Source organism: Defluviitoga tunisiensis, assembly GCF_000953715.1.
Taxonomy (GTDB): Bacteria; Thermotogota; Thermotogae; order Petrotogales; family Petrotogaceae; genus Defluviitoga; species Defluviitoga tunisiensis.
On the sequence record NZ_LN824141.1, the window covers coordinates 1,883,685 to 1,904,903 of the forward strand.

At 31.3% G+C, this 21,219-nt stretch carries 21 protein-coding genes; 6 read left to right on the plus strand and 15 right to left on the minus strand.

What is annotated here, in order from left to right:
- Positions 1-32 precede the first annotated feature (32 nt).
- The 4 genes from DTL3_RS08570 to DTL3_RS08585 form a co-directional block, all read right to left on the minus strand.
- Positions 33-1,199, minus strand: a complete 1,167-nt coding sequence (locus DTL3_RS08570; protein WP_045088349.1) for an iron-containing alcohol dehydrogenase — start codon at positions 1,197-1,199, stop codon at positions 33-35.
- A 179-nt stretch (positions 1,200-1,378) separates the two neighbouring features.
- Positions 1,379-1,777, minus strand: coding sequence for a (R)-mandelonitrile lyase (locus DTL3_RS08575; protein WP_045088350.1), 399 nt, complete (start codon positions 1,775-1,777; stop codon positions 1,379-1,381).
- 236 nt (positions 1,778-2,013) lie between these two features.
- Positions 2,014-3,039: a transcription termination factor NusA gene (gene nusA, locus DTL3_RS08580; RefSeq protein WP_045088351.1), complete on the minus strand. Its 1,026-nt coding sequence runs from the start codon at positions 3,037-3,039 to the stop codon at positions 2,014-2,016.
- Between the two features lie 26 nt (positions 3,040-3,065).
- Positions 3,066-3,539, minus strand: a complete 474-nt coding sequence (locus tag DTL3_RS08585; RefSeq protein ID WP_052670458.1) for a ribosome maturation factor RimP — start codon at positions 3,537-3,539, stop codon at positions 3,066-3,068.
- A gap of 449 nt (positions 3,540-3,988) precedes the next feature.
- On the opposite strand from DTL3_RS08585, the gene DTL3_RS08590 reads away from it, so the two are divergent.
- From DTL3_RS08590 to DTL3_RS08610, 6 genes are all read left to right on the plus strand, one after another.
- A complete protein-coding gene (locus DTL3_RS08590; protein WP_045088352.1) occupies positions 3,989-4,753 on the plus strand; it encodes a TIGR00266 family protein in 765 nt (254 codons plus the stop codon).
- 15 nt (positions 4,754-4,768) lie between these two features.
- Positions 4,769-5,425, plus strand: a complete 657-nt coding sequence (locus tag DTL3_RS08595) for a class I SAM-dependent methyltransferase (protein WP_045088353.1) — start codon at positions 4,769-4,771, stop codon at positions 5,423-5,425.
- Between the two features lie 449 nt (positions 5,426-5,874).
- Positions 5,875-6,252: a hypothetical protein gene (locus DTL3_RS08600; RefSeq protein ID WP_144403515.1), complete on the plus strand. Its 378-nt coding sequence runs from the start codon at positions 5,875-5,877 to the stop codon at positions 6,250-6,252.
- Between the two features lie 120 nt (positions 6,253-6,372).
- A complete protein-coding gene (locus tag DTL3_RS09885) occupies positions 6,373-6,501 on the plus strand; it encodes a hypothetical protein (RefSeq protein WP_269446380.1) in 129 nt (42 codons plus the stop codon).
- Between the two features lie 40 nt (positions 6,502-6,541).
- Complete coding sequence (locus DTL3_RS08605) at positions 6,542-6,919, plus strand: helix-turn-helix domain-containing protein (RefSeq protein ID WP_052670461.1); 378 nt, start codon at positions 6,542-6,544, stop codon at positions 6,917-6,919.
- Positions 6,920-6,955: 36 nt separating this feature from the next.
- Entirely contained in the window at positions 6,956-7,828 is an 873-nt protein-coding gene (locus DTL3_RS08610) for a KaiC domain-containing protein (protein WP_045088354.1), read from the plus strand.
- Between the two features lie 53 nt (positions 7,829-7,881).
- Here DTL3_RS08610 and DTL3_RS08615 read toward each other — a convergent pair whose 3' ends face one another.
- The 11 genes from DTL3_RS08615 to DTL3_RS08665 form a co-directional block, all read right to left on the minus strand.
- Entirely contained in the window at positions 7,882-9,393 is a 1,512-nt protein-coding gene (locus DTL3_RS08615) for a DUF4127 family protein (RefSeq protein WP_045088355.1), read from the minus strand.
- Positions 9,394-9,397: 4 nt separating this feature from the next.
- Positions 9,398-10,156 carry an AAC(3) family N-acetyltransferase gene (locus DTL3_RS08620; RefSeq protein ID WP_197539529.1) on the minus strand — a complete coding sequence of 253 codons (759 nt, stop codon included), beginning with the start codon at positions 10,154-10,156 and terminating at the stop codon, positions 9,398-9,400.
- 58 nt (positions 10,157-10,214) lie between these two features.
- Positions 10,215-11,282, minus strand: a complete 1,068-nt coding sequence (locus DTL3_RS08625; RefSeq protein WP_045088357.1) for a DUF4855 domain-containing protein — start codon at positions 11,280-11,282, stop codon at positions 10,215-10,217.
- 93 nt (positions 11,283-11,375) lie between these two features.
- On the minus strand, positions 11,376-13,592 hold the full coding sequence (locus tag DTL3_RS08630) for a DUF6259 domain-containing protein (RefSeq protein ID WP_045088358.1): 2,217 nt from the start codon (positions 13,590-13,592) through the stop codon (positions 11,376-11,378).
- 93 nt (positions 13,593-13,685) lie between these two features.
- A complete protein-coding gene (locus tag DTL3_RS08635) occupies positions 13,686-14,522 on the minus strand; it encodes a carbohydrate ABC transporter permease (RefSeq protein WP_045088359.1) in 837 nt (278 codons plus the stop codon).
- Positions 14,519-15,400 carry a carbohydrate ABC transporter permease gene (locus DTL3_RS08640; RefSeq protein WP_045088360.1) on the minus strand — a complete coding sequence of 294 codons (882 nt, stop codon included), beginning with the start codon at positions 15,398-15,400 and terminating at the stop codon, positions 14,519-14,521. The genes DTL3_RS08635 and DTL3_RS08640 overlap by 4 nt, the downstream gene beginning before the upstream one ends.
- An 85-nt stretch (positions 15,401-15,485) precedes the next feature.
- On the minus strand, positions 15,486-16,745 hold the full coding sequence (locus DTL3_RS08645; RefSeq protein ID WP_045088361.1) for an ABC transporter substrate-binding protein: 1,260 nt from the start codon (positions 16,743-16,745) through the stop codon (positions 15,486-15,488).
- A gap of 277 nt (positions 16,746-17,022) precedes the next feature.
- Positions 17,023-17,880 (minus strand): MurR/RpiR family transcriptional regulator, encoded by an 858-nt coding sequence (locus tag DTL3_RS08650; RefSeq protein ID WP_045088362.1) that lies wholly within the window; start codon positions 17,878-17,880, stop codon positions 17,023-17,025.
- A 1-nt stretch (position 17,881) separates the two neighbouring features.
- Positions 17,882-19,393, minus strand: a complete 1,512-nt coding sequence (locus DTL3_RS08655) for a putative N-acetylmannosamine-6-phosphate 2-epimerase (protein ID WP_052670462.1) — start codon at positions 19,391-19,393, stop codon at positions 17,882-17,884.
- A 281-nt stretch (positions 19,394-19,674) separates the two neighbouring features.
- Positions 19,675-20,250 carry a peptide-methionine (S)-S-oxide reductase MsrA gene (gene msrA, locus DTL3_RS08660; RefSeq protein WP_084217269.1) on the minus strand — a complete coding sequence of 192 codons (576 nt, stop codon included), beginning with the start codon at positions 20,248-20,250 and terminating at the stop codon, positions 19,675-19,677.
- Positions 20,251-20,291: 41 nt separating this feature from the next.
- On the minus strand, positions 20,292-21,116 hold the full coding sequence (locus tag DTL3_RS08665; protein WP_197539530.1) for a M55 family metallopeptidase: 825 nt from the start codon (positions 21,114-21,116) through the stop codon (positions 20,292-20,294).
- Positions 21,117-21,219 lie beyond the last annotated feature (103 nt).

Consider the following 21,219-nt stretch of genomic DNA (forward strand, 5'->3'; position numbering starts at 1 on the left):
ATCTCCTAGCTTGGATTTTATTTAAATTATAATTACAAACACATTTTAAAGATTTCCTCAATATCTTTTTGTCCTAAGGGCTTAAAGCCTTTTATAATTTTGCCTCCACATGCTCTTTTTGCCATAAAAGAAAAATCTTCTTCTTGGATTCCTATTTTGGAAAAGGTGCTTTCTAATCCCAATGTATCAAAGAAGAACTCAGACAACATATCAATACTTTTTCTTGCAACAGTCATAGGTTCGATTTTGGGATCAATACCAAAAACATTCGTCCCAAATTGATAATATTTTCCTACAGTGTTTTCATCTAAACAGTATTCTAACCATCTAGGAGTCAGAATAGCAAGACCAAGTCCATGAGTGATATCATAAATTGCTGACAATTCATGTTCCATCGAATGACAACTCCATTCATGTTGCTTTCCGCCATCTATAAACCCATTGATAGCCCACGAAGAGGTCCACATCAGATTTGCTCTAGCCTCATAATTATCTGGTTCTTTTAAAGCAATAGGGGCATATTTAATAACTGTTCTCATAAGACCCTCCATAACAGTGTCTAGCATGTATAAGTCAGGTTCTGGAGTAAAATAAACCTCTATTATATGTGACATTATATCTACTGAACCACAGGCTGTGTGATAAGAATTTACTGTAAAAGTATTAGTAGGATCTAAAAAGGAAACCTTTGGGAACAACCTAGGTGAAGAACGGCCTATTTTTTCCTTTGTTTCAGGATTACTTATCACGCCTCCATCATTCATTTCTGAACCGGTAGCTGCAAGTGTTGGAATAGTAATCACAGGAAGCGCCTTTTCTATTGGAGCACATTTACTGAAGAAATCCCAGGGATCGAAGTCTACGCAAGCTCCTGCAGCCATGTACTTTGTTGCATCTAATACTGAGCCTCCCCCAACAGCCAAAAGAACGTCTATTTTCATATCTTTACATATTTGTGCCCCTTTTCTTACAGAATCGATTCTTGGATTTGGCTGGATTCCTGAAAGTTCATACAATTCTAATCCTGATTTTTTAATTTCATTAACAACTTTATCATACAGTCCTATCTTTTTTATTGATCCTCCTCCGTAGGTTAGAAGCACTCTTTTTCCATATTTACTTAATTCTTCACCAAGATGACAAAGTTGATCTTTTCCAAAATATACTTTAACTGGATTGTGATAAATAAAATGGTTCATTTTTTATTCTCCTTTTGTTTTAAATTTTTATCTTTTAAAGTAATATTTAATAATTGATAAGCATTTTGTGTCTTTTCATGGCCTATTTCAAGTTCAAGAACAGATATTATTACCCATTAACTGATCTTCAGTTAGTCCAGCATTTAAACCCATTAAATAATGAGACATTAGTTGTTAATCTACCCCATCCATACTGCTGCTTGAGATTCATAAACACCTGAAAGTGCTATATGTGACATTGAACTTGTAGGTGTTGCACCATGCCAATGTTTAACACCAGCAGGAAACCAAACAACATCACCTTCTCTAACCTCTTCGATTGGCTCACCCCATTGTTGTACCCACCCAACTCCTTTAGTTATAATCAATCTCTGCCCGATAGGATGGGTATGCCAAGCCGTTCTGGCTCCAGGCTGAAATTTGACTAAACTTCCACTATAAGGGAATAGATTATTCTCTGGAAAAAGATTTTCAACAATAACATCTCTAGTAAACCATTTCTCAGGACCCTTAAATGGTTCTTGTGAACCATTTCGAATTATTGTTATGAAATTATCTTGTTCTTCGCATCTTTTCATGATTTTCATCCCCTTTAAATAAATTTTTCACTCTTGTTAATTTAATCATACACCATAGAGTTAACTCCATGTCAAGTGCTTTTTATTTTTATTTTATTTTTCTAGTTAAATTAAGCATTATTTTTTAACATTTTTTTAATTATATAATATGGAGTTAACTCTAAGTCAAGTATAAAAAAATTGCCGTGTGATATTTTTAATTCACACGGCAACTTCATGGCTATATATTTTATTTTTTAACTTAAGGGGTGAATATCAATTTTCCATCCAGTAATTTTTGCTGCGAGACGTGCTGTTTGACCACCTTTTCCGACTGCCAAAGAAAATTGATTCTCTGGAACATATACGTAAGCGGTTCTTTCTTCTTCATTTAATGTGATATTTTTAACTTCAGCAGGGGCTAATGCATTTTTGATAAAAATCTTTGGATCATCGGAATATTCAATTATATCAACTTTTTCATTCTTAATTTCTTTTAATAATTCATTTATTCGAAATCCTTTTTCTCCTATACACGCACCAACTGCATCAACGTTTGGAACAGTGCTTGTTACAGCAACTTTGGTTCTTATCCCTGGTTCTCTACTTATCTTAACGATCTTAACAATTCCTTCATCAATTTCCGGAACAATGCTTGTTAAAAGTTCACAGATAAATTCTGGAGCGGTTCGAGAAACCATTATTCTTGGCCCTTTGGATGTACTTTGAATATCTTTTATATATACTTTAATTAAATCTCCTTTATTAAATGTTTCTCCAGGAATCATCTCTTTATCAGGAAGTTTAGTTTCAAGTTTCCCGATTCTAATATCCACATAGCTGTCTGTAACTCTTACTACCTCAGCTGTTGATATCTTATTTTTTAAAGGCAAATATCTTTCAAACAATTTTTTCTTTTCGACCTCTTTTAGATTTTGAAGAATAACTTGTTTGGCAGTTTGAGCCGCTATCCTGTTAAAATCTTTCTTCAGATTGACCTTTTTTCTTATAACCCCTCCAACTTCAACTTTCGGATCTATCTTTTTCGCTTCTTCTAAAGAAATTTCTTCTTTGGGATTCTCGACAACTTCAACAACATTCCATACTTGGTAAACATTTAATCTTGTAAGATTTTTATCTATATCTATTTCGACATTTTTGGCTCCATAGTTTTTTTTGTATGCGCTTTTGATCGATTTAGCTATAATATCAATTAGATAATCGCGACTAATCCCTTTTTCTTTCTCTAAAGAATCTATAGCCTCTAGTAAATTTAAATTCACCTAATCCACCTCCTAAAAACTTTTATTCAAAAATCAATCTCTAAATTAGCTTTTTCAACGTTATTTAGAGGAATTTCAATTATTTTTTGCGATTCTTTTTCTATTACTTTCAATGTTTCATCATTAACGTCATTAATATATCCTACTATCGTTATTACTTTAGCCTCATCCCCTTTTAGGGTGAATTTTGCAAGTTTTCCTTTAAACCTAATATAATCGTCTCTATCTCTTAATTTTCTATTAAGTCCTGGAGAGCTAACCACTAAATCATAACTGCTGTCAAAAACATTTAATTCGTCTAACCACGGTTCTATAGCCCTAGAAAATCTTTCACAATCACCTATTGAAACATAATCACTTAGATTATCAATAATTATTTCGACAGTCTTATTTTTTCGAGTCCCTCTTATTGATATATCAAAGATCTCTAGTCCCATTTTTACAGCGACTTCATTTGATTTTTCCCAAATTAACTGTCTTATCTCTTCGTTGGAAAGCATGTTAAACCCTCCTTGTTTATGTCACTCTCTTTCTAGCAATTTTTAATCTTGAAAAAGGCCTAGTACATTTCAATTTAATCTTCTCATATTTAAAATTATAAAGCTACTAGATTCTAATCACAAACTTAGTAGCTTTAGTTATAAAAAATCTCGAGGGCAGGAGCCCTCGGCATTTATCCTCATGTTTAATTTACTAGATGAATCCTCATTATTATTATAACACAAATTATAAAAAAATCAATAAGATTTAGTTAAAAAAGTAGTTGTTTTAAATATTCTCGTCTTTTAATGTTTTCCTGTTTTTTATAAAATTTGTGTATTTAATTTTTTTAATATATAATATAAGTCAAAAATAGAAGATTTTCTAATACTTTTATGAAAAATATATTTATAAAAATTTTAACGTATCAAACGTATTAATCATATTTGTAAAGGGGGCGTAATAAAAAATGGCCGATATAATCGACTACAAAATTTATGGAGACGATATGCAATTAGTTGAAATTGAATTAGATCCTCAAGAAGGAGTTAGAGCAGAAGTTGGTGCTTTAATGTATATGGATAATGATATTGTAATGCAAACCAAAGCTGAAGGAGGAATATTCAAAGGTTTTAAAAGAGCAATTGTTGGTGAAAGCTTTTTCATAACTAATTTTGTTAACTCGGGTTCAGGAAAGAGTAGAGTAGCTTTTTCTGCTCCTTACCCTGGAAAAATAATTCCAGTCAATTTGATTGACTTTAATAGCAAATTTATCTGTCAAAAGAATAGTTATCTGTGTTCTGCAAATGGCATTGAAATCACAATCCAGTTTGTAAAGAAATTCGGAGCAGGCTTATTTGGTGGTGAAGGATTTATTCTCCAAAGATTAGAGGGCAATGGAATGGCTTTTATTCATGCTGGAGGAACTATTGTAGAAAAATTTTTGGAACCTGGTGAATCATTGAGAGTGGATACTGGCTGTGTAGTCGGATTTTCTACAACAGTTGATTATGATATTAAGTTTGTGGGTGGCTTTAAGAACGCACTTTTTGGTGGTGAAGGAATTTTCTTGGTTCAATTAACTGGTCCAGGAAAAGTCTATCTTCAAAGTTTGCCTTTTTCTAGACTCGCAGATAGAGTACTTCAAGCAGCTCATTTCACAAGTAAAGATGAATCTAGAAATATAAGTAGAGGATTCATAGGTGGCTTATTTAATGATGATAAAAGATTTTAAGTAGAGGCGAAAGAAATGGAAAATAAAAATCTCATTAATGGTGCATGGGATTGGAATAACATAAATGAGGATCGTTGGGTAACTCCTGCTCCTGTGGTATACCCCCTTTCCACCCGTTGGAAAAAGGAAAATAAAAACAAGATTTTAGATCTTGGCTGTGGCCTTGGAAGGAACTCATTATATTTCTATGAACAAGGGTTTAACGTTACTGCTGTAGATGGATCACTAAGCGCAATCGAGAAGTTTGAAGCGATTTGCAAACAAAAAGATTACAAAATTGACGTAAGATTATGTGATATGCACTCTTTGTCCTTTGAAAATTCTACTTTTGACGCAGTATTTTCATTCCATGTCATATATCACACAGATTCTAAGGGTATTAAGAAGGTTATCTCAGAAATTGAGCGCGTCCTTAAACCCACAGGAGAATTATTTGTGACTCTAAATTCTAAAAACAACACCTCTTACTTAAAAAATATAAATTACAAAATCGATGAAAATACGATCATTAAACAAGATGGAATAGAAAAAGGCATTCCTCATTATTTTGTAAACGAAGAAGAGGCAAAAATGCTTCTTTCTAATTTTGAGATTCAAAAGTTGCTTTATGTAGAAGATATAAAAAACGACGGATCAAGAAGTTGCCACTACTATATACTTGCTAGAAAATAAATAGTAATCTATTTTTAATTAGTTTTTATACAATTTCCTCTAAAGTAATTATTTGTTAATAGCATTAGAATTCTTTGATAAAAATTTTTTGACTGTTAACTAGATTTAAAAAAGAAAATAAAAAATTAATAACAGTCACACATTTTTTGTATTCAATGATAAAATATCAATTGGAAAGATAGTCAATTACCCACCGCCCCTAGAGGCGGAGGCTTGTAGAAATACAAGCTCGGTTGATTAGCCTATGTCATTAGTTTTTGCTAATGATTAGTTATAGCAGAATATATAGTCACCGTGGGATGCTCCACAAGTCCCATGCTCTGAGGGTAATGGTTAAACATCTCTGAGGGGTAGGAGAAGTGCTGTTACCATTAAACCTGCTATAACATTGGCGATGTGGACCTACAGGCTTCGGCCTGACTTACCTTGATGGAGGTAAATTGTATGGAATGAAGCCTGTTCAAAAACCATTAAAGGACGCAACATTTATGTCTACTATAAGATGGAAATTGGTCAATGCGCTGATGTGTGACTACACTTACGGTTATATTACAAAATCCAAAAGAGTAAGTCTTGGTTTGGAAAAGACACATTATAACGATGCATTTTGCATAGCAGGTGGAATTAATCAACAGAGAATAGAACCTATCTATTTTGAGCAAATTAGGAGAAACAATCGTTCACTCGAAAAGTTCTATGATGCAAAATATGTTGATATAAGAGATAAGTCTATTAAAACAGGACAAGAGCTTTTCTGTGGTAGAAGGACACGGAACAAAAACTTAAATGAAGAAAATCTTCATAAGTATCGTGGAGCTAAAAAATGAAAAGGCAAAAGAAATATTCGGAAGCAAAGGTACGCTTATCAGCCTAAAGATATTGTTACCTTTGAGAGCAAAAAATATTCAGTTCAAGGTGTACAGAACAAAGGTGAATATATTAAGCTAATGGAAATGTCTAAGCCAGTTAAAACAGATTTAGTTAAGCACTATATGTTTAGGAAAGGATTTAGTATGTTTTATAACTGCAATTCATCACCCACTTACAGAAGTGGGAATCTTCTTGCAGGAAAATGATAAAAACACCAACCAGTAGCCTTCAAAGGAGGGTGAGGGTATGGTTAAGGAAGAAGAAATAATCAACATTAGTCCAGAAGAAAAGGTTCAAAAGGTATTTTTAAAAGCTATTGAATTAGTTGGTGGGCTAAAACAGTTATGTGAATATAGATCCTTAACTTGGTTACCAGCTTTAGCAAGAGCTGCTTTTGCTGTAGTTTTAAAAGAAGAATACCATAAAACTGACGAAGAAATTGCAAAAGAACTTGGAATTACAAAACAAACAGTTAGGAATATTTTACAAGCTGATCCTGAATACGCCAAGGAAAGAATTAGTAAATTAAAGGATTTTATGGAAGAAGAAGGAAAGAACCTCAAAGGTCACACTGCAGGGTCGATAATTAAACTAGCCTATAGCATGCTTGAAAAAAATGAGTAACCCCTATTATATTGTAAGATAGGGGGTGAAAAAGCAATGGATGAACTTGAATTTGAAAAGCCAAAGGTTGTATTTGAAGGAATAAGTCAAATCTCAGATGCATTAAAAGAAGCTCCGAAAATAGAAGGATTAGCCACTGGAGTTGAAGGGTTGGATGACCTTTTCTTTACTACAGAGATAATTAATAAAAAGGTAGTAAAGAAATCCTTAGGAGGAATACCTTCTTTTAGCGTATTTAACATAACTGGTTCTTCTGATACTGGCAAATCATTGTTAGTTGAGCAATTTGCAGTTAAGCAAGCTGAAAATGGAAGAAATGTAATATTTGTAACAGCAGAAACTCCTGCTGCATTTGTTGCAGTTTCTCTTAGTGAAAGAACAAGGGCTATGGGGATTGAATTTTCAGAAATTGAGAATAATATAATATTAATTGATGCTGCTTCTTATAGTTTATTACGTGAAAATATTCCTAATCTTTTGGCAACTCTTGAATATGTAATAAAAAAATATAGCGCTACCATTACAATAATTGATTCGGTAACTGGTTTTTATGAAAATAAAGAAATGTTGGCAAGAACAGTTATAAGAAGAATTTACAATTTTCTAAAAAAACATCGTCAAACTGCTCTCTTAGTTTCTCAAAAAAGATCCGGTCATGAAGATTTAACTTCTGAAGCTGCAGGAGGTTATGCAGTTGGACATATCGTAGATGGAACAATGGTTCTAGCGAAAGAATTGATAATGTCACAATATGCGGCAAAAATATATGAAAAACCTATTGGAGAGGTAGTTAGATTGTTTAGAATAGATGGTTGCAGACTTTGTGCTCATGATACCAAAACTCACTTTCTTGAAATCACAGATACAGGTATTTTAAAAATTGGAAAAACCTTAACATCAAATGAATAAAGGGAGGATATTATTCCTCCCTTTTATTATTTTTCAGATTTCACATCTTAAATTTAGGATAATATTATTCCCACTTCAAAACTACGATGCCATGGAAAAAATACCTTCATTTCCCAATTTTTACGTAAAGCTTTTTCTACTGCATTTTTGTAAGGTAACAATTTTGAACAAGTATATTCTTCTGCCCACTTTTCTGCAGGCATAAGCGTCCAAACATTGCATCCTTTAGTTACGCAATCTTTTCGTAACTGTTGCCTAATGTCAGCTTGGTATCCCCAATGTTCTATAAAAAAGATAGCTTGTAATTTTAAAAGTTCTTCCATATCTAATTTTAGATACCCTTTTTCACCAAAATATTGAATAATTGAATGTATAATTACTGTTCCAAGGGTATTACTCACTGTATTCCATCCTGCATAATTCATTCTTTTCCAATCTAAGGATTCTTTTAATAGTTTTTCTACTAATCTCTTATCCGCTCCATTTCCATACCTTATATCTGCAATTCCTACAATTCTATTTTCTTTCAAAATTTGCATTAAAATCTTTTCATACTCTTCTTCATTAACTTTTACTTCATCCTGATAAATAACTTCGTATTTGCTATAATCGATTGTGTTATTAAGTAGAAGCAGTATTTCACCATTTGATTTAATTTGTGCACCTGCAGCTTTAATATGATTTTCCACACTTTCTTTTAAAGGATAACCTTCATATGGAGGAATTAAATTTATTGATTCTGGATGTACATAAAATAATTCAAAAGAAGGAGCGTATTGAAATTTTGAGCACAAAAATCTACTTAAAAGGGTAAGAGAAGTTTCATCTGCTCCAGGATGAACTGAAATTTTTTCTTCTAAGCCTAATTTTTTTACAAAATTCCTATGCTGCTGCGCTTCATATACAGAAAGGCTACCAGCAGAATTATCATCCAAGGTTAAATTTAAAAAGTCTATTATCTCTTCATTCACCAGTTCTATGACTTCTCGTATAATATTATAATTTCTTTCCCTTCGCCAAAAGAAATCTTCAATCATCCACTTAGGGATATGTTGATATCTTTCTTCATTTTCACTTAAAAACTCAGGAAGAATATCTTTATAAGATAAATTCTCTATATTATTTGATTCTAAATATCTAGCAAATTCTTTCGACATATCGCTTAATGTTTCACCATAATATTCCCAATAATCGGGTTCTTCATCTGCAGAATTATATATTGGAATCCTTGTTACTGTAGTTGAAAGATATATTTCTACTTTCCTATCTTTTAAAATAGAAAAAATTTTCAATCTGTCTCGTATAGTTTCCGAACGGATTAAATTTATTCGTGAGGGAATCAATCCTCCATGAATTAGAGTATCTAAAGAGATAATCAGACTATCTCCTGTTTTGACATTTTCTAAAAGCCAATTTTCTAAAGCATCAGTATCAGCAGGCACTTTTTTAGAACCTAATAGTTCTCTGGGGGGAGTTAATATGTCTAACCCGGCAATTTTTGTGAACATTAAAAAGTATTCTCTGGTGCAAAATCTTTCATCTAATGGCAAATAAACTATCCTCATATATCTAACTCTCCTTTATAAGATATTCTGGATTTTGTATTAATTTTTTGTACAACCATTCAATCATCGGCATTGATTTTATTAATCTAATCACCGAATTACCACACCTTGTTTGAGTTAATATATGTAAATTTTCAAGAGGCTCTTCTATTTTTTGAAAGTATCTTGGTGTTCCCCATCTATGAAGATATAGTTTTCTTTTTAGTATATTTCCACTATGATCTATAATAGTGCACTCTGCCTTTTCTTTCTGTAAATGATAAGACACATTTGCTAGTTCTTCAGCTGAATGAATAGTCGTGTTAGAATCCATTGTTACCCCTAGCAACAAAATGTAGCCTCCAATTTCAGCTATTTTTATGTAGGGTGAATCTTTTCCACAAGGCGTCAATGAATCTTCATGACCTTTAATCAAATAATCTACTAAAGGACCTATCCCTGCAACAGAATGAGTAGGATGCAAACTTCTTTTAGCATCAGGTAATTTCATAAACTCAGAAGGAATTCTACCAGTCCAACAAGGAGATTTTTTCACATCAAAAACTGGAGGATTAGTTGGACCATCACTTGGTTTACCTGTAAGTGTTGGAACAAAAACATTTCCGCTTATTCCCACGGAAGCCAATAAAGCCTCAATAACAGTTTGTGTCCCACCTTCTACGTAACCAAAACTTGATAATGAACTATGTACCAAAAGTGTATCTCCCTTTCTAATTCCAATACTCTCAAAAGTATTTAATAGATCCAAAATATTTATTTTCAACATCAATTACTCCTTGTACTAAGAAAATAATATAATTATAAACTCCAACTATATAAATTTAGATTATATTTTTTATCTTGTATCTTTTATGTACAAAATCAACTATATCTTGATAAAATTCAAATTCAATCGGATCTTTTAACATTTCTCCAATCTTTCCTCCAACAAACCACGCACATGCTGCATCCATATAACCATACTTAACACCACCATTTAAATATTCTCTAAATCTTTTATGACGTTCTTGGGATACTTTAATCGGTTCATTTAAATTAAGGAAATATTCCATCTCTATACCTGCATTTCTTTTTTTTGCGGCTTCGGCAGCTTCTTCGACTCCTTTTATTTTTTCGTAAAACATATAATTAGGTTGTAAAAAAGCTGCATCAAAATAATAGTTTTGATAATCATCAAGTAAATGAACATTATAACTCGCCCAAAAAGGTATCCAAAATAATTTTTTCTTATATGATACATTTATATATCTATGAATCTCTTTTAATAACCAATGATCATCTACATTCCAACCTCTATAAACGGTTTCAAATGGCCAATAAAATCCTAATAAATTTAGATTATCAATTGCTTCTTTCTTCCATTGAGCCATAAAAGTTTCTACAAACCATTTACATGCAATATATCTATCTTCTGTTGCATGTGTTAAATTTTGCCCTAATACAGAAAAATTCAGATTCTCACCATTAATCATTCCAAATTTACATTGATTTACCCCAGGGTAAGGTAACATAACAACTAGGTTCCTTTTTCTTTCTGGTTTTCCTATTATCTTTGATAATTCTTCAATAGTTGTGGATATTGTATTTGCTCCACAAATTAAACTATCAATTGCAGTCAGCCATGCTTCTTTATTACCTGGATTTGGACATGGTACTGCATAAAAATCCCCTTCTCCACTCATTGTGGTTCCAATATTTATATCAGCACCCAAGGAAAAATGCTGCACATTTGGAAATAGTACAAAAGAATCAAATAGCCATTCTTTAGGTTCAAAATTGTTACCTATTGAAGACAAATAAGGATAATAATCAATCTCTTCATAACTGCTACCAATTAGCATTAAATGTCTTAAAAATCCAATTTTTTCTAAATCTTGTGCAAGATACATTTGAATTACCTCCAAAAATGTATTTTTAAATTCAAAAAATACCTTGTTATCAAAAGTTTGTAATGATACTAAAAATCAAAATATACATTCATTTTATTCATAGAATTCTATATGTATCAAAGCTAACTCATAGTTAGGAATTACTATTTCTATGTATTTCTTATCACTTTCTTCTTTTGGTATCCAAACCAATTCAATTGGATAATTAGGCTCATTTAAATAATTACAAGTTACTATTTTTACCTTTGAAGGGTCACAATAAAATTTAACTTTTCCTTCTTTTTTCATAGCTGCATTTGCAATTGTTATAAGATTTGAACTATCGTTTAAATAATATAATTTTGCTAAAATACCATTATCATTTACTTCAATTCCTACTGTATCTTTAAATATACCTTGTCCATACAAATTCAACCACACATTTTTTAGATCTATTACTTTTTTTAAATACTCGTATTGTTCTGGATCATTTTTAAATGTGTTATCTTCTTCAAGATCATAAATCCAAAAATATGATCCTAAGATAAAAGCTTTATTTATCATTTCTCTAGATACTTGCGCAATATGTACTGGACGCATAGATAAATTTTTTCTTGGGTAAACCATATCGACTAAAATCTGTTCTGGAAAAGTATATTTATAAAGTTCTGGATAAGCTCCACAATGATAATAGAAAAAAGTGGATATAAGTTGAGCTGAGATATATTCACCATGAATATCAGTTACTCCTTCATACAAAAATAAAATAGGATCATTGCCTTTTTCATTTTGAAATGTATGTAAACAATCTAATATTAAATTTCTATATCCTTTATTCCAATCAGCAATATGATGGTTATGTTTCTCATTATAACAAAATTGTGGTTTAGCCATTCCAAGTTGATCAAAATAGATGCCATCTGCTCCAATAATATTCACAAGGTAATCCACAACATTTATTAAATATTCTTCCCATTTATCAGCATTACTACACATTACGCTGAAAGTTATTGACTCGTCGCCATAACTTGTGGTTTCAATTTCTCCTTTTTTATTTATTACAGAGCATTCTTCAATAAGTTCTTTTTTATCTTCATATTTAATATTACATAGTTGACTGTTTATATAAAATGTTACATGACCTCCTAAATTTCTTATAAATCTGACTGCTTGTTTGAGATCCTCCTCTGTTCCTAAATCTGGATCTGGGGTGTATTGTGGAAAACCATTATCAAATCCATCTTTGTGCCAACCCGATATTAAAATGTGATCTACCCCCATTTTAATAGCTTGTTTATATATTTTTGGAATGTCTTTAAACTTATGGACAATATCACCATTTTGATATTTAAAATCATAATGTGCAACTAAGGCTGTGCTACGCTTAAACCATTCTGGAATTGATAATTTTACACTTTTACAAGAATTTCTCCATTTTCTATAACTATCTGAAGCCCAATGCCAATCTCCATCATGTATCGCCAAACCATAACTAGGAGATTTCCAAATATCGCCTTTTTTTATTTGAGGGTATTTTATTATTGAAAATCCCATGCCAGGTCTTTTTTTACCCAAAGTTTCCGCTCTTAGACTTCCAATCATAAACTTATCATCGTAACATGAAAGATATAACCCTCCCTCACTATCAAAATAGTCAAGCCACATCATTGATAACGGCCCTGAATAATCACATTGTCTATAAAAAAAATCATCAGAATCTTTTTGAGTTTCTATCCCATCTATTGAGTAAAGATATTTATATTCTTGCCATTTCCATCCAATAGTACTTGACCCTTTTTCATAAGCTTCAATTGGATTATTTATCTTTTCTCCAGCATTAAAAGGAAACACTAAAACGTCATCTTCCCAACTTTTTCCAAGATAAATCCCAGATAGGATCGGAAAAATTACTTCTTCTATTAGATAATTCGTTTCATTGTTCTTTACTTCTATGTTCCAAATAGTTTCACAACTATCTGGTTTGATTGTTACAGAATAAATTACAGATATATAACTAAGATGATCTTCTATCCAAAAACTATTGTAATCAATCAAAATACGCTTAATACCATTGTTTGTTTCTTGAATAGAAATTTTAGGCATAAGAGTATTATGTTTCATAACATTCTTACGATTTGGAGGTTGTACCAACACATTACTTCCATTCTTAGTTTTTAATTTTATAGAAAAAGGCATATTTCTTAGAGGATTCCAATTTTTTAGCAAATTATCACTATTTTTCATGTTGACAAGTTCTAATAGTTCGCCACTTAAACCATCAAATGTCATACTTAAGAATTGATTCCCAAATTTAATCTTTGATTTAGGCATTTAATCAATAACCTCCATAAAAGTATTTTTTATAATTAGCAAAAGACTGTAAATAATGTTTTTTTAAAATCAATAAAATAAATGAATTATATTTCAACCTTTTAAGGCCCCTTGATAGCCTTCTATAAAATATCTTTGAGTGAAAAAGAAAAATATTAATATAGGAATAACTGCTATTATTAAACTAGCACAAATATGTCTATAATTTTGAGCAAACATATTGTTAAGATAAGCAATCCCAACCTGGATAGGATATTTATTTGGATCTTTTAAAACAATTAATGGCCATAAAAACGAATTCCAATATGCCACAAAAGAAAATATAGCTAAAGCTCCTGCTGCTGGTTTGACTAATGGAAAAGCAATTTTGCTCCAAATTTGGAATTCATTACAACCATCTATTTTCGCAGAATCTTCTAATTCGCGTGGAATCGATAGGTAATTTTGTCTCATTAGAAAAATCCCAAAACTGCTAACAGCTGTCGGTAATACCACTGATATATAGGAATTAAACAAATTTAGGTGCAAAATAGTAATAAAGTTCACAATTAAAGTACTTTGCATAGGAACCATCATAGGTAATATAATCAGGAAAAAAATTAAATTTCTACCTTTAAATTCAAGTCTTGCTAATGGGTAGGCAGCCATCGAAGATAAAACTACATTAAAAAGTACTCCTAATATAGTAATTATCATTGAATTAATAAAATATTTAAATATAGGTAGTTCGGTTAAAACATATTTGTATGACTCGAAGCTAATCGGCTTGGGTATCCATTCTGGAGGCCATTTAAATACATCCGTTGCAGTTTTTAAAGAAGTAGATAACGCCCACAAAAAAGGAAATAGGAAAAAAAATACTAATAAAATTAAAATTATATATTTTATCGTTAATGATATGATTCTTTTTTTTCTTAATGAACTTTTCATTTTTCTTTTTCGCCTCCTAAGCCAAATATTTTAAAATTCAAAAATGTTAAACATATTAAAAAAATTGAAAGCACAATTGCTAACGCTGCAGATTTTCCAAATTCTAGTTTGTTAAAAGCTAAGTCATATAATTCAAACATCAACGTAGTGGTTTGTGACTTTCCTTCAGTTAACAATAAAATCTCCTCAAAGACTTGAAGTGCAGACATAGAAGATAAAATAAAACATAAAAGCATAGTGGGTTTAAGTAAAGGAACGGTTATCTTCGTAAACTTTTTAAAACTATTTGCCCCATCTAGAGAAGCTGCCTCATATAGTTCAGAAGGAATATTTTGCAAACCCGCTAAATAAATAATCATATAATAACCAAGACCACGCCAAAAAGTTACGAACATACACGAAAACAACGCCATATTTTTATCCAAAAGCCACATTATTGGCTCTTTTATTAGATGTAAAGACATTAAAAAATAATTCAAAATTCCATCTACATCAAAAATCCATCTCCAAGCTATACTTACAATAACACTACCGGTAATTACTGGAACATAAAATAGGGTCCTAAATATTTTTATACCTGGAACTTGTTGATTTACCAAAACCGCAAGTCCCATAGAAGCAAATTGAATGAAAGGAACCACTATTAAATACTTTAAAGTATTTAATAAAGACACATAAAAATATTTGTAATTAAAAAGCCAGCGATAATTTTTTAATCCAACCCAATTTATTTCACTTGTAAGCATATTGTAGTCTGCAAACGATAATATAGTTCCTTTAATAATTGGATAGTAACTAAAAACACCTAGCAAAATTATTGGTACCAATAAAAAAGCAATAATTACAATTAATTGTTGCTTTTTTCGAGTTAATCTCATTAAGACACCTCCTGATCATGGCACGATATTCAAATTTATAAAGTGATAGGTGAGATTAACACCTATCACTTTAATTTTTTTAATTTCATTCAGCCAATAGCTTATTACATTCTTTTTCTGCTAAGGAAAGAGCTTCTTGGGCAGTATATTCACCTTTTATACCAGCTTGCCAATATTCATCTAATATTCTTTTGAATTCAGAGTATTTAGATGCACCTATGATTTTTCCAATCGCAGTTGAATCTTCTGCATACATCATTAACTTACTACTATTACTCATCATCTGTGCTTTAATATTTAAATCTTCTTCTGCTCTTTCGACAAACCAAAGATCAGTTTCCAAAGTGATCTTTGTTGAAGGAACTATAGTTGCCAATTTTGAAAATTCTATTTGCCAGTATGGAGAAGTTAACCATAACCCAAATTTTACAGCTTCTTCTTTATTTTTTGCATTGTAAGGAACTGCTAAGTTCATTGGATCTAAACGAGTAACCCCACTTTTTTTCCTAGGACTTGGAGCTATATCACTCACTGCATAAATACTTGGACTATTAATTTGAATATGTTTAATCATAGTTGAAGCTGGAAACATAGCCAATTCACCTGCAGAATATTTTTGAGTTCCTGTCTGCCAATCACCTATTATAAAATCTGGTGGAAAAAGTCCTTCTTTAAAAGCTTGTTGCATCGATTCTAACTTTTTAACAGCTTCTGGAGTATTAAAAGTTGCTTTTTTCCCATCAGGACTTACAAGCTGTATACCTTCATCTGATAAGTTGTTAATTCCTCCAGGATTAGGTTGAATTCCATAAGCTCCAGTTTTTTCCTTTATTATTCTTGAATATTCTATTGCTTCTTCCCAAGTTTCTGGCGGTTTATTTGGATCTAACCCCGCTTTTTCGAAAAGCTGTTTATTATAAATCATCACTCCAGATGGACCTACGTACCAAGTAATTGCATATGCCTTGTTATCTATTACAGTTCCTTTCCACAACCCTTCCCAGTAAAGGAACTTGTCTTCTTTTGTTACGTACTCATCTAAAGGTTGTAGAGCATTTTTAGCTACGTAATCTAAGACATATTGAGCATTCAAATTAACCAAATCTGGTGCTTTTCCTGAAGCTATAGCTGCTACCAACTTCTGCTGAATTGAACCCATTGGAACATCCACCCAATCAATTTCAATACCAGGATTTGCTGCTTCAAAGCTATTTATAACTTCATTAATGTAATCCGAAAATGTTGATAAAGACAACGTCCAAAATTCGACTGTAACAGTTTTTGCGGCGAAAGATATCGTACAAACAGTTAAAATCAAGAATAATACCGTAACAAACTTTTTCATGTTTTTTAACCTCCTCTTAATTTTTAGCCCAAATTGGCCATAAATTGGACCTTCTTTAAAGTATCTTTTTATTTATTTATTTATTTATTTAATTTGATGAGTAATTATTTTTTAAGGCTAAAAAAATTATTTTTCTATCAGTTATTTTTATCTAAAAAATAGATCTTGTTGATAAATTATTACTATAGAAAGTTGTAATAATCATAAACTTTTTCTGAATAATTTATTCATAGTATTTTTTAATTAAAATTGACAAAACCTCATGACTTACTTCTCCTCAATACAATTTATTTACAACTGCACTTGCAGTTTCTTTTCCAACTTTAATGGCCTTTTCATATTCTGTTGAATATAAGAGGCCTGACAGTAACTCAACAGCGAACACTTGAACTAAAATAGATCTTCCAGCACTTGTCTTAACAGGGTTTTCACCTGAGTATATTTCTAATACAACATCGGCATATTTTGTTATAGGAGAGTTTACATGTTCTGTTAGGCAAATAGTAGTTGCCCCATGCTTTTTTGCTATAGCTAGAGAGTCAACAGTATCTTTTGTTGAACCACTTTGACTTATTCCAAATGCTAAATCTCCTAAACCTAAAGTCGCTGCAGAAATAGCTTGCATGTGTGGATCTTCAATTGAATAAGCTGGAAACCCTAATCTTGTTAATTTATACTGAAGAATTTTACCAACAGCAGAAGAAGAACCTACTCCGTAAATTTCTATTTTTTTGGCAGACCTAATAAAATTCACTGCTTGTAAAAAATTATTCATATCAATTATTGCATCAGTATTTTCTATTGACTGTAAAAAGCCAAGTTTTGTCTTTCTTAAAATTTCTTGAGGGGTATCGTCTTTTGATATAGTTACATCTTTTTCTTCTTCTAAAATATCATCTTCTTCACCATTATCTAAAACAAGGTTGAGTTTAAAGTCTTGAAAGGATTCAAACCCTATTTTTTTGACATATCTAACGATAGTTGCTTCACTAACTCCAGAATTTGAGGCGAGTTCACTTATAGTCATTCTTGTTATGTCACTTTTTTTACTGTTTAGTATATATTCTGCAATCTTCTTTTCTGACTTTGTAAAACTATGCATTCTCGAATTTATCAATGCTTCTATCTTCGACATTTCAGATCTCTCCTTTATGTAGAGATAGCAATGCGGCTCCTCTTGCTCCAGCAAATTCTCCTAGATCACTGTAGTTTATAAAATCGGCATTTTTTTCATTACTGATCTGTTTAAAACTATTTTTTATATTTTCCAAAAATTCATCTCCATAATTTGGCAAAACTCCTCCTAAATAACATTTATCAAAATCAAGTGTGGCTTTTAAGGTATCAATAAACCAAGCCATTACTTTGGAGTATTCTCTTATTTTCTTGTACACTTCTTTTCCTTCTTTTCCATATATATTTTCTTTTAAATATCTTCCAGAAAGAATTGTTTCAACACATCCAACCTTTCCACAAGAACATTCTTTGGTATTTCCAGGATAAATAATGTGTCCTATTTCTCCACCTCCACCTTTTGCACCTCTTACTATTCTTCCGTCATTTATAATTCCTCCCCCAATCCCAGTTCCAACTGTTATCATGAGCATATTATCTTCATCTGTTATAAAATGTTGAAAGTATGAAGCACAATTTGCGTCATTATCAACTATAGGTCTTATATTAAATTCTTTTTCTACAATATCTGCTAAACCTACGCCTTTCCAATCTGGAATTAATCCGGTGGAAAAACCTACTACTCCGGTTTTGAAATCAATCCTTCCTCCACTTGCTACTCCTAGAAAATGAGTTTCTTCTGTTTTAAGTTTCTTGATTAAAGAAAGCATATTTGAAATAACTTCTTTTCCTGTAGAAGCAGTTCGAACTTTATCACTGTCTTTAATTATTCCAAATCTATCTACCAATACTCCTCTTGTCCACGTTCCTCCTATATCAATCCCAACCGCTAATAATTCATCGTCTTGAAAATCTGCAAGGTATTCCTTAAATCTTTGAGTTATTATCTGAGGCCTTGTAATCGCTGTTCCTACTGTCACAGCATATGCTCCATTTAATATAGCTTTTCTAGCTTCTAAAGGAGTTGAAAGGTTTCCTTCAGCGATAACAGGAATATCAGTTATTTTAATAATCTCACGAATTAATTCATAATCAGGGCAAGGCCTATTTATAGAATAGTCTGTGTATCCAGAAAGGGTTGTCGCAATATAATCTGGTTTTAATGGAATAATATTTTTTACGTCGTCTATATCCGCAATATCTGCAATTATTCCAATGTTGGGATATTTACTCTTTAGATAGTTAAAAAGTTCTGGCAGTGGTTCTGGCCTTTCTCTTCTTGTACAATCTAATGCAATAAAATCTGCTTTTGCTTGTACTAATTCATCTATATCCTTCTTTGTGGTCGTAATGAAAGCTCCCTTTAAATTTCTGTTTTTTGTAATACCAATGATTGGAATGCTAACTACATTTTTTACTTCCTTAACAACATCAGGATAAAGACTTCTAATTGCGTCTGCCCCTCCCATTTGTGCTGCAATTGACATTTTTACCATTGTCTCTTTCCCAAATAATGGTTCTCCTTCTTCAGCTTGGCATGAGACTATAAATGCATTCTTTTTCAACGTTTTCACAGATTTTCCTCCATTTCTTGAAATTTATTTTCACGAATTATTTTTTATTTCGAAAATGATTTTCATTATCATTATATATTTCTTTTAATGAAATTTCAAATCAGAAAAACGTAGCATTTACTTCTTATTCAACTTTATTCGTAAATAATTAACTTTGTCCGCTGTTATTGAATAAATTTGAAAATATTAATCTTAATTGTAACTAAATTAATATTATTTTCTAAATAAAAAAGTCTGGCTTTCGTATAATAAGCCAGACTTTTTTAAATTTGTTATATAAACTAAATGATGACTTTAATATAATCTTTGTTAAAAACATTTCTTCTAAAATGACAATAAGGTTCTTTCTTTGTCTTATCATAGTAACTTTGATGGTAGTTTTCGGCTTTATAAAATTTAGAGGCTTTTGTAACTTTAGTTACAACATTTATACCTTTTTCAATCAATTCTTTAATAATTTTTTCCGCTATAGATTTTTGTTCTTCATTTAGGTAAAAAATTTCACTTCTGTATTGGTCTCCAATATCTGGACCTTGCCCACCTATTTGAGTTGGGTCATGAATTTCAAAGAAATATCTTACTAATTCTTCATACCCAACAATATTTGGATCATATATTACTAAAACTGATTCTGCATGCCCTGTCTTTCCCGTACATACCTGCTGGTATGTAGGATTCTCAACAAATCCACCAGTGTAACCACAAATTACATCTATAACGCCAACAACTTTTCTAAACATGTACTCTACACCCCAAAAACATCCTGCAGCAAATATAGCTTCTTGTTTTGAAAGAGAAGCGGTACTATCAAATTCTCCTGTTTTAGCCTGGGCTAACTTATTAAGTTGCTCATCCATGCTTTTTCCCTCTTTCTTGAAAATTTATTTTCTATAAAAATCTAAATTTTAACACTGCAAATATATGTAATTGCTAACAAGGCTTCAAATATCATTTTGTATTCATCACTCAGCAATTTAACTTTTCGACCATCTATTCTTTCAATCAATGGCATTGATTCTACCATATCAGCCTTTGAAGTATCAGATAATTCTACAATCATTTCTATTGGTTTGTCAAATTTAAAAATCTCAAAATACTCTTTAGCTTTACTGAGCATCAATTTTGTAGTAGAACTTATTTCTTCCAAGAGAATTTTCATCGGTTTAAATTGGGCAGCATATCTTCCGAGAGACTTCTTAGTTTCAATATAATATATCTTATTGAAATATGGTGCAAGTTGCATTTTAAGCTTATCGTCTCCAACAACCATAGCTAGAGGAACATCAAAAACACCACCATAAGCTGCGTTTATTAGAGTCTCACTCATCTTTTTTCCATTAATCCAAATATTATGTATACAAGAGCTTGAATAGGTATGATCCATTGTAGAATAGATTTCTCCCACTCCAGAATGATATCCAAAGAAAATCATCCTATCAAAAGATTCATCTATTCCAGACATCATATAATATTTTCTAATCCCTCCGCTTATTAACTTGACATTAGGATAATCATTAGTTATTTCCCACGGAATATTGTTTCCTTTATCATGTGAATCAGAAATTACAACTTCATGATCTCGTAATTGTTCAAAAAGTGTCTTTAACTGTATAACTGCATATTTTTGCTTGTAATCTTTATTGTCTTTTGTAACATCATCCCACTGACTGATTCCTCCTAAACCCTCAAAATCAAAAGAAACGTATATTTTAATAATACTCACCTCTTTTCATTAATTAAAGCAAAACATTTAATATAATTATAACAATTATATCATAAAAGAAGTATTGACTATATTTAAAAATAGTTATATAATATTTGCAACT